We start from the raw sequence: 13,117 nt of genomic DNA on the forward strand, positions 1-13,117 counted from the left end.
TTGACGATTCTTTCCCACCTTTGTCGGGTGTTGGTCAAGGGCGACTCCATCCTTGAACATCCCTCCGATACTCAAGGGGATGGTCTATGTGGAGTCTTCATAACGCGCTTTTGACGCGACCCTTTGCTATCCTCGCCCGCCGCAAAAAAAGGCACCTTTCTTGGCAAACAGCCGAAAGGTGCCTGTAATGATTCTGTTATCGGTTATTTTTTCAAATTGTAAAACGAACGAATGCCTTGGTAAATAGCCGTATGGCCGAGTTCATCCTCAATGCGGAGCAGCTGGTTGTATTTCGCGACGCGGTCGGTGCGCGACGGCGCGCCTGTTTTGATTTGGCCGGCGTTGGTGGCGACGGCGATGTCGGCGATCGTGCTGTCTTCCGTTTCGCCGGAGCGGTGCGAGACGACAGCCGTGTAGCCGGCGCGTTTCGCCATTTCGATGGCGTCAAACGTTTCGGTGAGCGTGCCGATTTGGTTCACTTTGATCAAAATCGAGTTGCCGACGCCTTTTTCAATGCCTTCGGCCAGTTTTTTCGTGTTCGTGACGAACAAGTCGTCACCGACAAGCTGCACTTTTTTGCCGAGTCGCTCGGTCAGCAGTTTATGGCCTTCCCAGTCGTTTTCATCGAGCCCGTCTTCGATCGAGATGATCGGATATTTCGATACAAGCTCTTCATACCAAGCGACCATTTCTTCCGACGTTTTCACAACGCCTTCGCCTTCAAGATGATATTTGCCGTCTTCTTTGTTGTACAGCTCGGATGAAGCAACGTCCATGGCGAGCATCACTTGTTCGCCCGGTTTGTAGCCGGCTTTTTCGATCGCTTCGATGATCGTTTGCAGCGCTTCTTCGTTCGATTTCAAGTTCGGGGCGAAGCCGCCTTCATCGCCGACCGCGGTGTTGTAGCCTTTCGATTTCAGCACCGCTTTTAAGCTGTGGAAAATTTCCGCCCCCATGCGCAGCGCTTCGCGGAAGCTTTCCGCCCCGACTGGCATGATCATAAATTCTTGAATGTCGACGTTGTTGTCCGCATGCGCGCCGCCGTTTAAAATGTTCATCATCGGCACCGGCAGCGTTTTGGCGTTAAAGCCGCCTAAGTAGTGGTACAGCGGCAAACCAAGCTCGTCCGCCGCCGCGCGGGCCACGGCAAGCGAAACGCCCAAAATGGCGTTGGCGCCAAGTTTGCTTTTGTTTTCCGTGCCGTCAAGCTCAATCAACGCGCGGTCGATCGCCACTTGGTCGGTCACTTCAAGGCCGATGATTTCCGGCGCGATGATTTCGTTGACGTTTTCGACCGCTTTTAACACCCCTTTGCCGAGGTAGCGGTTTTTGTCGCCGTCGCGCAGTTCGACTGCTTCATATTCCCCAGTCGAGGCGCCGCTTGGCACCAGGGCGCGGCCGAAACCGCCTTCTTCTGTATACACTTCCACTTCTACGGTTGGGTTGCCGCGCGAATCGAGCACTTCGCGAGCGTAGACATCGATAATGGCAGACATGGGAACACACTCCTTTTCGTATCGTTTTCTCAAGATCATCATTATTTGACAATCAACGATTTCCCCGTCATTTCTTTCGGCTGCGGCAAGCCGAGCAAATCGAGCATCGTCGGCGCCAAATCGCCTAAGATGCCGCCGTCTCTAAGCTTGATGCCTTTTTTCGTCACGATGACCGGCACCGGATTCGTCGTATGAGCCGTTTGCGGCTTGCCGTCCGGCGTCAATACTTCATCGGCGTTGCCGTGGTCGGCGGTGATGATGGCGATGCCGCCTTTGGCCAAAATGGCATCGACGACTTTGCCGAGGCATTCGTCCACTGCCTCCACCGCCTTGATCGTCGGTTCGAGCTTGCCCGAATGGCCGACCATATCCGGGTTGGCGTAGTTCAAAATGATCGCATCGTACTTATCGGCTTCAATTTCCTTGAGCAGCGCATCGGTCACTTCATAGGCGCTCATTTCCGGCTTCAAGTCATACGTCGGCACTTTCGGCGAGTTGATCAAAATCCGGTCTTCGCCTGGAAATTTCTCTTCGCGGCCGCCGCTCATAAAAAACGTCACGTGCGGATATTTTTCGGTCTCGGCGATGCGCAGCTGGCGCAGTCCGTGCTGCGACAGCACTTCCCCGATCGTGTTGTCCAAGTTCGTCGGCTTGAACGCCACGTACCCTTTCACCGTTTCGCTGAAATGGGTCAAGCAGACAAAGAACAAATGCTTCGGATGTTTCGGGCCGCGGTCAAACTCGCGGAAATCTTCGTTCGTAAACGTGTTTGAAATTTGGATCGCCCGGTCAGGGCGGAAATTATAGAAGATAATCGCGTCATTGTCTTGAATCGTCGCCACCGGCCGGCCGTCTTCGCGGACGATGACCGACGGCAGGACGAATTCGTCGTAAATGCCGTGTTTGTACGAGTCCTCGATGCACTCGAGCGGATCGCGGTACGTCGGCCCTTCCCCGTACACCATCGCCCGATACGCCTTTTCGACGCGGTCCCACCGCTTGTCGCGGTCCATCGAGTAGTAGCGGCCCGATAACGTCGCGATTTCGCCGACGCCATATTCCTTGATTTTTTCCTGCAGTTCTTTAATGTATTGCGGCGCTGTTTGTGGGCCGACGTCGCGGCCGTCCAAAAAGCCGTGGATGTACACGCGCTTCACGCCTTCTTTCGCCGCCAAGCGCAAGAGGGCGTACAAATGGTGAATATGGCTGTGCACCCCGCCGTCGGAAAGCAAGCCGAACAAATGCAAACTTGTCCCGTGTTGTTTCACATGGTTCATCGCCGCCAAAAACGTTTCATTTCGGTCAAACTCGCCTTCGCGAATGGCAATGTTGATTCGCGTTAAGCTTTGGTACACAATGCGCCCGGCGCCGATGTTGAGATGGCCGACTTCCGAGTTGCCCATCTGCCCTTCCGGAAGCCCGACCGCCTCGCCGCACGCCTTGAGCGTTGTGTGCGGGTATTCGTTCCAATAGCGGTCAAAGTTCGGTTTGTTCGCCTGAGCGACCGCATTGCCGTACGTTTCGTCGCGCAGCGCAAATCCGTCTAAAATGATGAGCGCAACCGGTTTTTTACTCATGACGCCCCGCCTCCACCAATTGCAAGAATGAAGCCGGCTCGAGGCTCGCCCCGCCGACTAAGGCGCCGTCGATCTGTTGTTGCGCCAAGAAGTCGCGGATGTTGTCTGGTTTGACGCTGCCGCCGTATTGAATGCGGATCGCTTCCGCCGCCTCCGGGCCAAACAGGCGCGAAACAACCGAACGGATATGGCCGCAGACGCTGTTGGCGTCTTCCGGTGTTGATGATTTGCCCGTCCCGATCGCCCAAATCGGCTCGTAAGCGATGACCGCTTGCTTCACTTGTTCCGGCGTCAAGCCGGCGAGCGCTTTTTCCACTTGCGAGGCGACAACCGCGTTCGTCTGCCCCGCTTCCCGCTCCTCAAGCGATTCACCGCAGCAAATAATCGGTATAAGCCCGCGGGTGAAGGCGGCCAACACTTTTTTGTTCACGGTCTCATCTGTTTCGGCGAACATTTGCCGGCGCTCCGAATGGCCGAGGATGACGTACGTGACGCCGAGGTCTTTCAGCATGACCGGGCTCACTTCGCCTGTGTACGCCCCTTGATCGGCAAAGTGCATCGTTTGCGCCCCGATTTTTAAATCCGTGCCGTCTGCCGCTTGCACCAACCGATCCAAAAAGAGAAACGGCGCGCAAACGACGGAATCGACTTCGTCGGCCGGCGGCACGTGCCCTTTTACGTCCTCGACAAATTGAACCGCTTCCGCTAATGTTTTATGCATTTTCCAGTTGCCTGCAATGATCGGTTTTCTCATCGTTCACCCTTCCTTTCAATGGGCGGAGTCAGCCGCCATGCGCCAAATCCGGCGCCGTGGGTCATTTGTCTTCGAGTGCGACGACACCCGGCAGCTGTTTTCCTTCCATAAACTCGAGCGAAGCGCCGCCGCCGGTGGAGATATGATCCATTTTGTCGGCCAAGCCGAATTTCTCAACCGCCGCCGCCGAATCCCCGCCGCCGATGACCGAATAGGTGTCGAGCGCTTCCGCCAGTGCTTCGGCGATCGCTTTTGTCCCGTGGGCGAACGCGTCCATTTCAAAGACGCCCATCGGGCCGTTCCAGACAACGAGCTTCGACTCGCGAATGACATCGCGGTACAATTCGCGCGTTTTCGGGCCGATGTCAAGCGCCGACCAATCGGCTGGAATCGCGTCAATCGGCACGACTTTCGTGTTGGCGTCGTTCGCAAACCGGTCGGCGACGACCACGTCCACCGGCATATAAAAACGGACGCCTTTTTCTTTCGCCTTTTCCATAAACGATTTGGCGAGTTCGATTTTGTCCTCCTCAAGCAGCGACTTGCCGACGTCATGGCCGAGCGCTTTGACGAACGTATACGCCAGTCCGCCGCCGATGATCAAGTTGTCGACTTTTTCAAGCAAATTGTCGATGACGCCGATTTTGTCTTTCACTTTCGCCCCGCCGATGATCGCTGTAAACGGGCGGTCCGGATTCGAAAGCGCCTTGCCAAGCACTTCAAGTTCTTTTTCCATCAAAAATCCGGCCACCGCCGGCAAGTAATGGGCGATGCCTTCCGTCGACGCATGAGCGCGATGGGCGGCGCCGAACGCATCGTTGACATATAGATCCGCAAGCTCCGCAAACGCTTTGGCGAGCTCGGGATCATTTTTCTCTTCGCCAGGGTAAAAACGGACGTTCTCAAGCAAGAGCACATCGCCTTCGTTCAAACGGTCGACCGCCGCTTTCACCTCATCGCCGACCGCTTCATTCGTTTTGGCAACCGGCCGTTCAAGCAGCTCGCCGAGCCGCTTCGCAACGGCATCCAAACGCAATTCTTCGACCACTTTTCCTTTCGGGCGGCCGAGGTGGCTCGCCAAAATGACTTTCGCCCCGTGCTCGATCAAATAGCGGATCGTCGGGAGTGCGGCGCGAATGCGCGTGTCATCGGTGATAGCGCCTTGCTCCATCGGAACGTTGAAATCGACGCGGCAAAAGACGCGCTTTCCCCTCACATCAACGTCGCGGATCGTCTTCTTGTTCATCGTTCGTGCCCCCTTTTGGCTACAGTTTGGACAAGGAAAAGGAGTGGGGATCATTTCCCCGCTCCCCTCCATTTTCCTATTATAGACTTGAACAGGCGGAAAACTCAGCGCCAAGCTGGTTTTACAGCCCTTTCGAGGCGATGTAGGCAGCCAAGTCGACGACGCGGTGCGAATAGCCCGTTTCGTTGTCATACCACGAAACGACTTTCACCATTTTGCCATCAATGACCATTGTCGACAACGCGTCGATCGTCGACGAAACGGTGCTGCCATTGTAGTCGCGCGACACGAGCGGTTCTTCGCTGTAGGCCAAAATGCCTTTCAGCTCGCCTTCAGCTGCTGCTTTCAACGCGGCATTCACTTCTTCGACCGTCACTTCTTTTTCCAATTCCGCCACCAAGTCGACAACGGATACGTTCGGCGTCGGCACGCGCATCGCCATGCCGTTCAACTTTCCTTTCAATTCCGGCAAAACGAGCGCGACCGCTTTCGCCGCCCCGGTCGTCGTCGGAATGATCGATTCGGCCGCGGCGCGAGCCCGGCGCAAATCTTTATGCGGCAAGTCCAAAATTCGTTGGTCGTTTGTGTACGAGTGAACGGTCGTCATCATGCCGCGGACGATGCCGAATTGTTCATGCAGCACTTTGGCAAACGGCGCCAAGCAGTTCGTCGTGCACGACGCGTTCGAGATGACATGATGGGCTTTCGGATCGTATTTGTCTTGGTTGACGCCCATGACGATCGTAATGTCTTCGTTTTTCGCCGGGGCGGAAATGATCACTTTTTTCGCACCCGCTTCCAAATGTTTGGCGGCGTCTTCGCGTTTCGTGAAGCGGCCGGTCGACTCAACGACGATGTCAACGCCGATCTCGCCCCACGCCAAGTTCTCCGGATCGCGTTCCGCCTTGACGATGATTTCTTTGCCGTTGACGACCAAGTTGTTGCCGTTCACTGACACTTCGGCATCCAAACGGCCATGGACAGAGTCGTACTTCAACAAATGAGCAAGCGTATTCGCATCGGTTAAATCGTTCACCGCCACCACTTCAATGTCCGGGTTTTTCAATGCCGCGCGGAAGACGTTGCGTCCGATGCGGCCAAATCCGTTGATTCCCACTTTGACTGCCATCTTATTTTCCTCCTTGCGATTGGATTGTATCAGCAAGGGAGATTACTCCCCTACGAACGCTTTTGCGGCTCCTTCGTCCGTCACCAATATCGAGTGCGGCGCCCGTTTCATGTACGCGCGAATGGCTTTCGCCTTCGACGCCCCTCCGGCGACGGCGATGACATGCTCGACATGCGGGAGGTGTTCAAGTTGAATGCCGACTGTTTTCACTTTATGGACGACGTCGCCGTACTCGTTGAAATAGTAGCCGAACGCCTCGGCGGCCGCATGGCGGGCGATGATGTTCTCCATCTCTACAGGCGGCGTCTTCCGCCGCTTGGCCATCGTCACCGCTTCACCGATGCCATGGACGACCATGCGGCATGATTGGATGAGCTCAAGCACTTCTTTCACCGCCGGCTCTTCGACAAGCGACGCGTACGCTTCATCGCTCAGCTGGTCAGGCACGTGCAGCAACCGATAGCGGCCCATCGCTTTTTCCGCCATTTTCGCACAAATCGTGTTCGCCTGATTCTCGACATCTTCGCCAAGGCCGCCGCGCGCCGGCACGAACAACACATCACGAAGCTTCGAATCCGGCGTCATCATCTCCGCGACCGCCGCCATCGTCGTTCCGCCGGCCACGGCGACGATGTCCCCGGGCTCAAGCAGCTCCTTCATGCAGGCGACACACGCTCTACCCATTTCTTTTTTTACCCAAGGGGAACGGTCGCTATCCCCGGCAACGACAATCACCCGCGGAATGCCGAGCTGTTCCTGCAGCGCGGCTTCCAGCTCTTTGAGTCCGAGCGCTTCCCGCATCAAATCATTGAGCGTATGAAGGAGCGCCTGGCCTTCCTCCGTCAACCGCATGCCCGACACATCGGTGGAAAGCAAGTTTTGTCCTTTCAAAAATTCTGTTTCCGACCGGAGAACCCGCTCGCTCATGCCGAGGCTCGCCGCCAGCGCCCGCCGCCCGATCGGCGCCATAAGCGAAATAGAGTACAAAATTTGATATCGTTTTTGCATAACGTCAAGCAAGTCGGGCGATAATTTTTTTAATGCCTCTACTAACGGTTGCATCGATCCTTTCCCTTAGCAGAACATAGGGACGTTTTTTGTCCCGGTATGACATATTATGTCCCGCCAATCGATAAAAAATTCCTCCCGCGCTATTTTCATTATAGCAGGAGGACGATAGCAGTTCAACTATTTTTTGCCCGCCGCAACCGTTTTCTCACCGTTTCTTTTTCAATCATCCCATACCCGATTTCTTCCCCGTCAAGCTCGACGACCGGAATCATCAACTGATATTTCTCGAGAAGCGCGTCGTCTTCATAAATATCGATCTCTTCCATCGTAAACCGATAGTCTGCCTGCAGCTCCGTCAAAACCGCTTTCGCTTTGTCGCAAAGCGGACAGTTCGTCTTCGTGTACAACCGGATGTGCATCGCGTTCTTCCTTTCTTTCACCGGTCGCATCAAGCTCCGGTGTATTGCTTTCGTTTCGCCGAAGAAGGAATGCGCAGCTGCTCGCGGTATTTGGCGACCGTGCGGAGCGAAATGGCGATGCCGTATCGGCCATGAAGCAAATCAGCAAGCTGTTGGCCAGAAAGCGGCGTCTGTCGGTCTTCCGCCGCGATCAGCTCTTGGATGATCGCTTTCACTTGAGCGGAGGAAAGCCACCTCGATCGTTTCCGCCAGCTCGTCGCGCTCAGGAAGACGTTCAAGCTGCAGCAAGAGGCATTCCGCCAAATCGCGGGCGCCGACTCCCGGCGGGTCGAGCGACTGCACAAGGCGCAGCCCCCGTTCCATCTCTTGTTCCGATGCGGAAAACCGCGCCGCCAGCTCGGCAAGCAATGAAAAACGACCGCAAACGCGGTCGTATCAAGGGGGTTGGGAATCTCAATCCGAACTTGTCAGATCGTTGGAACGCCCTCGGCAGGATTCGAACCCACGCTAAGAGAACCGGAATCTCTCGTGCTATCCACTACACTACGAGGGCATGGAAGTTCATGATTTCTCTATTTCGTTCCGTTGCATGTTCTATTATAGCAGGATCGTGCAAAAATGCAAGGGGAAAATGCAATAAAAAAACAGGAAAAATCAGGCCTTTGTTCCTTCCACATCAATGCCACCGCCACAGGCAACTGGTTAAAAAAATAAAAAAGCGGTTATGATGAAAAGAGGGATGTTCCCGCTAGCCGCGAATATGTTATAAAGAATGGGGAAGGTCGTTTTGTTTGACCTTCATTGACCATTCGTGTATGATGAAGGCGTACATATTGATCCATTAGGATGGAAAAGGAGGCGTTTTGGGATGTATTTGATTCCGACTGTCATCGAACAGACGAACCGCGGGGAGCGGGCGTACGACATTTATTCGCGCTTATTGAAAGACCGAATCGTGTTCCTTGGCAGCCCGATCGACGACCAAGTGGCCAACTCGATCGTGTCGCAGCTGTTGTTTTTGGCGGCGGAAGACCCGGACAAAGATATTTCCTTGTACATCAACAGCCCGGGCGGCTCGATCACAGCTGGCCTGGCGATTTACGACACGATGCAGTTCATCAAACCGGACGTATCGACAATTTGCATCGGCATGGCCGCTTCCATGGGGGCGTTTTTGCTTGCCGCCGGTGCGAAAGGGAAACGGTTCGCCTTGCCAAACAGTGAAATCATGATCCACCAACCGCTCGGCGGCGCCCAAGGGCAGGCGACGGAAATCGAAATCGCAGCGAAGCGCATTTTGTTCTTGCGCGACAAATTGAACCGCATTTTGGCGGAAAACACCGGCCAGCCGATCGAAGTGATCGAACGCGATACGGACCGCGACAACTTCATGACAGCGCAAAAAGCGATGGAATACGGCATTATCGACCGGGTGCTGACGCGCGCTGATGAAAAATAAGGCATGCACACGTTGGTAGAACCGCTATAGAGCTGCGCCTGCACCGACATTGACGAAAAAAGGCTGCTTCCGACAAAAACGGAGCAGCCTTTTCCATTCCTTTCCCCGCCAGCCCCACACGCTGCTTTACTTTTCCTTTTGCACATAGGCGGCGAGCTTTTCGATCGCTTCTTGCTCATCCGGACCGTCGGCAATGAGCGTGATCACCGCTCCATGGCCGATGGCGAGGCTCATCAAGCCCATAATGCTTTTCGCGTTCACCTGTTTTCCATCTTTTTCCAAAAACACATCAGCGGAAAAACGGTTCGCTTCTTGGACAAACAACGCCGCCGGGCGCGCCTGCAGCCCGGTTTCTAATTTTACTTTCACTTGTTTTTCCACCATTCTCCATCTCCCCTTTACAGCGATTTATGGAAATCGATCGGCTTTCCAGCCCGCAGCCGCTCCGCGATCTCATCAATTTTGCGTAGCCGGTGGTTGATGCCGGATTTGCTGATTTTGCCGCCGGCGACCATCTCGCCAAGCTCTTTCAGCGTCACGTCTTGATGCTCGATGCGAAGCTTCGCGATTTCCCGCAGCTTCGCTGGCAAGGCGTCGAGGCCGATCGTCTCGTCGATGTAGCGGATGTTTTCCACCTGGCGAAGCGCAGCGCCGATCGTTTTGTTCAAATTGGCCGTCTCGCAATTGACAAGCCGGTTGACCGAGTTGCGCATATCGCGGACGATGCGGATGTCTTCAAAGCGGAGCAGCGCCTGGTGAGCGCCGATGATGTTCAAAAACTCGGCAATTTTCTCTGCCTCTTTTAAATACGTAATAAACCCCTTTTTCCGTTCCAACATTTTCGCATTTAAAAAAAAGTGGCTGTTCATCAGTTCACATAAAGAGCGGTTATGATCCTCGTACAAAGAAAAAATCTCCAAGTGATACGAGGACGTCTCCGGATTGTTGACCGAGCCGCCGGCCAAAAACGCACCACGCAAATACGAGCGCTTACAGCATTTTTTCTTGACAAGTTCCGGATCGATGTCATGAATGAACGAAAAATCGCCGTTCCAAATGCAAAGATCACGGAGCAGCGGGGCGGCGCCGTCGGTAATGCGGACGATATACACGTTATTTTTCTTTAAACGCATTTTTTTGCGGACAAACAGCTCAACCGCGACGTCATACCCTTTTTTCAACAGCGTATAAATGCGCCGGGCGATCGCCGCATTTTCCGTTTGGACATCGACCGCCATCCGCCCGCCGGAAAACGACAGTGAGCCGTTCATGCGCAACAGCGCCGACAGCTCGGCCCGCAAGCAGCAGCGCTTGACCTCTAAATTCGTCAGCTCCTTCTTCGTTTCGGACGCAAAAGACATGATCGTTCCACCTCCATTCGCTCCCGTACCGGCCGGTTGGAGGTGCCCAACTCTCGGCGCGGCCATGCGGCCGCCGCCCCTCGCGCCCCGTCTCCTTGGCCTATGCGTATGCGGATCAGGCACACAGCGCCCGCCGTCTAGCAGCGGGGAAGCAGCCCGAGAAGGAGGGCGGCGACTTTCCCTGTATTATGGCGAATGACCCCATCATCGTACGTAACAATATCGTCACGGATCACCTGCACGCCGAGCGTGCCGCTGTCATCATGCACCGGCTCGGCCCGCTCCTCTTCATACCGGCGGCGGATGGATTCCGGAATCGCCCCGCTGTTGACGATGACGGCATCCAAAAACGGGACGCCAAGATGGTCATGAAGCGCCTTCACATGGTCGCTCACCGTATAGTGCGGCGTCTCGCCGGCCTGGGTCATAATGTTGCATATATAGACTTTTTTCGCCTTCGCCTTGCACACTTCCTGCCCGATTTTCGGCACGAGCAAGTTCGGCAAAATGCTTGTGTACAGACTCCCCGGGCCGATGACAATCAAGTCGGCGCCGCGGATGGCGGCGGTCGTCTCCGGCAACGGTTCAATATCTTCCGGGGTTAAAAACACCCTCTTAATTTTTTTCCCCGCGCCAGGAATTTTCGACTCGCCCGAAATAATGGTACCATCTTCCATTTCCGCGTGCAACACGACGCTTTTGTTCGCCGCCGGCAACACTTGGCCGCGTACGTTCAACACTTTGCTCATTTCGCGGATCGCCTTCACAAAATCGCCGGTGATCGATGTAAGCGCCGCCAAAATCAAATTGCCGAGCGAGTGTCCCGATAAGCCGTTGCCGTTTTGAAAACGGTGTTGAAACAGCTCAACAATAAGCGGTTCGACATCAGACAGCGCGGCGAGCACGTTGCGCACATCCCCAGGCGGCGGGATGTGCAGTTCGTCCCGGAGCCGCCCGGAACTCCCCCCGTCATCGGCGACGGTGACGATAGCCGTCAAGTCAAGATCGTGCTGTTTCAGACCCCGAAGCAGGACGGGAAGCCCAGTGCCGCCGCCGATGACGACGATCTTCGCTGCTCGTTTGTCTCTCATCGATGCGCTTCCTTTCTCCTCTCCATGTCCCGGTGCGAGACAACCGTTTTATAATTGGCGGAAAAATGGCGGGCGATATGCTCAGCGAGCGCCACGGAACGATGCTGACCGCCCGTGCAGCCGATGGCGATCACCAGCTGGCTTTTTCCTTCGCGCTGGTAATACGGCAGCATAAACGCCAGCAAATCAATCAGCTTTTCCAAAAACTTTTGCGTTTCTCCCCATTTGAGCACATATGACGCCACTTCCTCATCGAGCCCGGTTTTCGGCCGCATATGCTCAATGTAGTGCGGGTTCGGCAAAAAGCGGACATCAAACACCAAGTCAGCGTCAATCGGGATGCCGTATTTAAATCCAAACGACATAACGTTGACCATAAAGCCGGACTGGGCGTGCGATGAAAACTGGCGGACGATTTTCTCCCGCAGTTCGCGCGGCTTGAGCCCAGTCGTGTCATAAACGATTTGCGCCCGCCCTTTGAGCTCCTCAAGCAGTTTCCGCTCCAGGCGGATGCCTTCAAGCGGCGGCTCATTCGGCGCGAGCGGATGCGTCCGCCGCGTTTCTTTATAGCGGGCCACAAGCGTCGAGTCTTGCGCATCCAAAAACAAAATTTGCGGCATAATCCACGCCTGCCCGGCCAACTCATCGAGCGCGGCAAACAAGTGGTCGAAAAAGTCGCGGCTGCGCAAATCCATGACGAGCGCGACTTTATTCATTTTATTCCCGGACTCTTTCACAAGCTCCAAAAACTTCGGCAACAGCGTCGGCGGCAAGTTGTCGACGCAAAAAAAGCCGAGGTCTTCAAAGCTTTGGATCGCCACCGTTTTGCCTGCCCCGGACATGCCGGTGATGATAACGAGTTGAATCGGTTGCTGCGCCCCGTGTTTCCCCATTTTTCTGCTCCCCTTCCGCTAACTTGGATCAAGACGATATGAAAGCAGCTCAAACTCCTCCGTATATACAAACGTTCCGTACATGACCCCTTTGCCTTTGACAGCGTATTCTAAAATATGGTAGTCTCCTGGGGCCATCGGCAACGTGGACAGCGCTTCAACCTTATGCCAAGCGAGCGTCCCTTCTTCGGAAGACGGCACGTTTTCGCCGATGAAGTCGTCGGCGAAAAACGTAAACATCATCCACTCCGATACCGTTTCATTCCCGTTTTTCATCACGATCGTAAAGACGCCTTTCAGCTCTGGATTTTTCAAATAAATGCCCGTCTCTTCCCGGTATTCACGAATGCATGCTTCGCGCACCGTCTCACCGGGCTCCATTTTCCCGCCCGGAGCGACCCACCAGCCGCGCCTCGGCTTTTGCAACAGCAGCACTTGGCCGTCTTTATATAATACGCAGTTTGTCACCCGTTGCAATTCGTCCACCCCAACCATCCGCAAACACGCACATAATCATCTTTATTTTACCATAAATAGTTAGGCCGCTCCACCTTCAAACCGCTGGAAACCGTCCGCTTCCCGTCTGCAAAAACCTCGGGGCCCAACATTCCGCTTCCAGCCGAAAGACGCCATCCCCGCCGTTTCAAGCGAAACGGCAGGATGCAAGCGCCCGGCAAAAAA

14 protein-coding genes, 1 tRNA gene and 1 pseudogene are annotated in these 13,117 nt (G+C 54.9%); 1 reads left to right on the forward strand and 15 read right to left on the reverse strand.

The window, feature by feature from the left end; all coding sequences use genetic code 11:
- Positions 1-203 precede the first annotated feature (203 nt).
- The 10 genes and pseudogenes from eno to QSJ10_RS13490 all read right to left on the reverse strand — a co-directional run bounded on the left by eno (position 204) and on the right by QSJ10_RS13490 (position 8,185).
- On the reverse strand, positions 204-1,496 hold the full coding sequence (gene eno, locus QSJ10_RS13445; RefSeq protein ID WP_033015097.1) for a phosphopyruvate hydratase: 1,293 nt from the start codon (positions 1,494-1,496) through the stop codon (positions 204-206).
- Positions 1,497-1,537: 41 nt separating this feature from the next.
- Positions 1,538-3,073 carry a 2,3-bisphosphoglycerate-independent phosphoglycerate mutase gene (gpmI, locus tag QSJ10_RS13450; protein ID WP_033015095.1) on the reverse strand — a complete coding sequence of 512 codons (1,536 nt, stop codon included), beginning with the start codon at positions 3,071-3,073 and terminating at the stop codon, positions 1,538-1,540.
- On the reverse strand, positions 3,066-3,827 hold the full coding sequence (tpiA, locus tag QSJ10_RS13455) for a triose-phosphate isomerase (protein ID WP_033015090.1): 762 nt from the start codon (positions 3,825-3,827) through the stop codon (positions 3,066-3,068). The genes gpmI and tpiA overlap by 8 nt, the downstream gene beginning before the upstream one ends.
- 61 nt (positions 3,828-3,888) lie before the next feature.
- Entirely contained in the window at positions 3,889-5,073 is a 1,185-nt protein-coding gene (locus QSJ10_RS13460) for a phosphoglycerate kinase (protein ID WP_033015089.1), read from the reverse strand.
- Positions 5,074-5,194: 121 nt separating this feature from the next.
- Complete coding sequence (gap, locus tag QSJ10_RS13465) at positions 5,195-6,202, reverse strand: type I glyceraldehyde-3-phosphate dehydrogenase (RefSeq protein ID WP_033015082.1); 1,008 nt, start codon at positions 6,200-6,202, stop codon at positions 5,195-5,197.
- A gap of 42 nt (positions 6,203-6,244) precedes the next feature.
- Positions 6,245-7,264 (reverse strand): sugar-binding transcriptional regulator, encoded by a 1,020-nt coding sequence (locus tag QSJ10_RS13470; RefSeq protein ID WP_033015080.1) that lies wholly within the window; start codon positions 7,262-7,264, stop codon positions 6,245-6,247.
- A 122-nt stretch (positions 7,265-7,386) separates the two neighbouring features.
- On the reverse strand, positions 7,387-7,632 hold the full coding sequence (locus tag QSJ10_RS13475) for a glutaredoxin family protein (protein ID WP_033015078.1): 246 nt from the start codon (positions 7,630-7,632) through the stop codon (positions 7,387-7,389).
- Positions 7,633-7,661: 29 nt separating this feature from the next.
- Positions 7,662-7,910 carry an RNA polymerase factor sigma-54 gene (locus QSJ10_RS13480; RefSeq protein ID WP_230581333.1) on the reverse strand — a complete coding sequence of 83 codons (249 nt, stop codon included), beginning with the start codon at positions 7,908-7,910 and terminating at the stop codon, positions 7,662-7,664.
- 28 nt (positions 7,911-7,938) lie between these two features.
- Positions 7,939-7,995: pseudogene (locus QSJ10_RS15680) on the reverse strand (hypothetical protein); the annotation flags it as partial.
- A 118-nt stretch (positions 7,996-8,113) separates the two neighbouring features.
- Positions 8,114-8,185: transfer RNA gene (locus QSJ10_RS13490), tRNA-Arg, on the reverse strand.
- A gap of 315 nt (positions 8,186-8,500) precedes the next feature.
- Between QSJ10_RS13490 and clpP the strand changes: the two genes are divergently transcribed.
- Positions 8,501-9,091, forward strand: a complete 591-nt coding sequence (gene clpP / locus QSJ10_RS13495) for an ATP-dependent Clp endopeptidase proteolytic subunit ClpP (RefSeq protein WP_049625145.1) — start codon at positions 8,501-8,503, stop codon at positions 9,089-9,091.
- Positions 9,092-9,217: 126 nt separating this feature from the next.
- On the opposite strand, the gene QSJ10_RS13500 is transcribed toward clpP, so the two are convergent.
- The 5 genes from QSJ10_RS13500 to QSJ10_RS13520 all read right to left on the reverse strand — a co-directional run bounded on the left by QSJ10_RS13500 (position 9,218) and on the right by QSJ10_RS13520 (position 12,931).
- On the reverse strand, positions 9,218-9,475 hold the full coding sequence (locus QSJ10_RS13500; protein WP_033015070.1) for an HPr family phosphocarrier protein: 258 nt from the start codon (positions 9,473-9,475) through the stop codon (positions 9,218-9,220).
- 14 nt (positions 9,476-9,489) lie between these two features.
- On the reverse strand, positions 9,490-10,452 hold the full coding sequence (whiA, locus tag QSJ10_RS13505; RefSeq protein WP_033015064.1) for a DNA-binding protein WhiA: 963 nt from the start codon (positions 10,450-10,452) through the stop codon (positions 9,490-9,492).
- Between the two features lie 137 nt (positions 10,453-10,589).
- A complete protein-coding gene (locus tag QSJ10_RS13510) occupies positions 10,590-11,543 on the reverse strand; it encodes a gluconeogenesis factor YvcK family protein (RefSeq protein ID WP_049625143.1) in 954 nt (317 codons plus the stop codon).
- Positions 11,540-12,436 (reverse strand): RNase adapter RapZ, encoded by an 897-nt coding sequence (gene rapZ / locus QSJ10_RS13515; protein WP_033015060.1) that lies wholly within the window; start codon positions 12,434-12,436, stop codon positions 11,540-11,542. Before rapZ ends, QSJ10_RS13510 begins: the two co-directional genes overlap by 4 nt.
- A gap of 18 nt (positions 12,437-12,454) precedes the next feature.
- On the reverse strand, positions 12,455-12,931 hold the full coding sequence (locus QSJ10_RS13520) for an NUDIX hydrolase (RefSeq protein WP_053532260.1): 477 nt from the start codon (positions 12,929-12,931) through the stop codon (positions 12,455-12,457).
- Positions 12,932-13,117 lie beyond the last annotated feature (186 nt).

The sequence above is a fragment of the Geobacillus stearothermophilus ATCC 12980 genome (genome assembly GCF_030369615.1).
In the GTDB taxonomy this organism is placed as follows: domain Bacteria; phylum Bacillota; class Bacilli; order Bacillales; family Anoxybacillaceae; genus Geobacillus; species Geobacillus stearothermophilus.

What these genes read in the sequence shown, in the direction of transcription:
- eno (WP_033015097.1), bottom strand. Translation starts at nt 1,496, where the DNA reads ATGTCTGCCATTATCGATGTCTACGCTCGCGAAGTGCTCGATTCGCGC.
- gpmI (WP_033015095.1), bottom strand. Translation starts at nt 3,073, where the DNA reads ATGAGTAAAAAACCGGTTGCGCTCATCATTTTAGACGGATTTGCGCTG.
- tpiA (WP_033015090.1), bottom strand. Translation starts at nt 3,827, where the DNA reads ATGAGAAAACCGATCATTGCAGGCAACTGGAAAATGCATAAAACATTA.
- QSJ10_RS13460 (WP_033015089.1), bottom strand. Translation starts at nt 5,073, where the DNA reads ATGAACAAGAAGACGATCCGCGACGTTGATGTGAGGGGAAAGCGCGTC.
- gap (WP_033015082.1), bottom strand. Translation starts at nt 6,202, where the DNA reads ATGGCAGTCAAAGTGGGAATCAACGGATTTGGCCGCATCGGACGCAAC.
- QSJ10_RS13470 (WP_033015080.1), bottom strand. Translation starts at nt 7,264, where the DNA reads ATGCAACCGTTAGTAGAGGCATTAAAAAAATTATCGCCCGACTTGCTT.
- QSJ10_RS13475 (WP_033015078.1), bottom strand. Translation starts at nt 7,632, where the DNA reads ATGCACATCCGGTTGTACACGAAGACGAACTGTCCGCTTTGCGACAAA.
- clpP (WP_049625145.1), top strand. Translation starts at nt 8,501, where the DNA reads ATGTATTTGATTCCGACTGTCATCGAACAGACGAACCGCGGGGAGCGG.
- QSJ10_RS13500 (WP_033015070.1), bottom strand. Translation starts at nt 9,475, where the DNA reads ATGGTGGAAAAACAAGTGAAAGTAAAATTAGAAACCGGGCTGCAGGCG.
- whiA (WP_033015064.1), bottom strand. Translation starts at nt 10,452, where the DNA reads ATGTCTTTTGCGTCCGAAACGAAGAAGGAGCTGACGAATTTAGAGGTC.
- QSJ10_RS13510 (WP_049625143.1), bottom strand. Translation starts at nt 11,543, where the DNA reads ATGAGAGACAAACGAGCAGCGAAGATCGTCGTCATCGGCGGCGGCACT.
- rapZ (WP_033015060.1), bottom strand. Translation starts at nt 12,436, where the DNA reads ATGGGGAAACACGGGGCGCAGCAACCGATTCAACTCGTTATCATCACC.
- QSJ10_RS13520 (WP_053532260.1), bottom strand. Translation starts at nt 12,931, where the DNA reads ATGGTTGGGGTGGACGAATTGCAACGGGTGACAAACTGCGTATTATAT.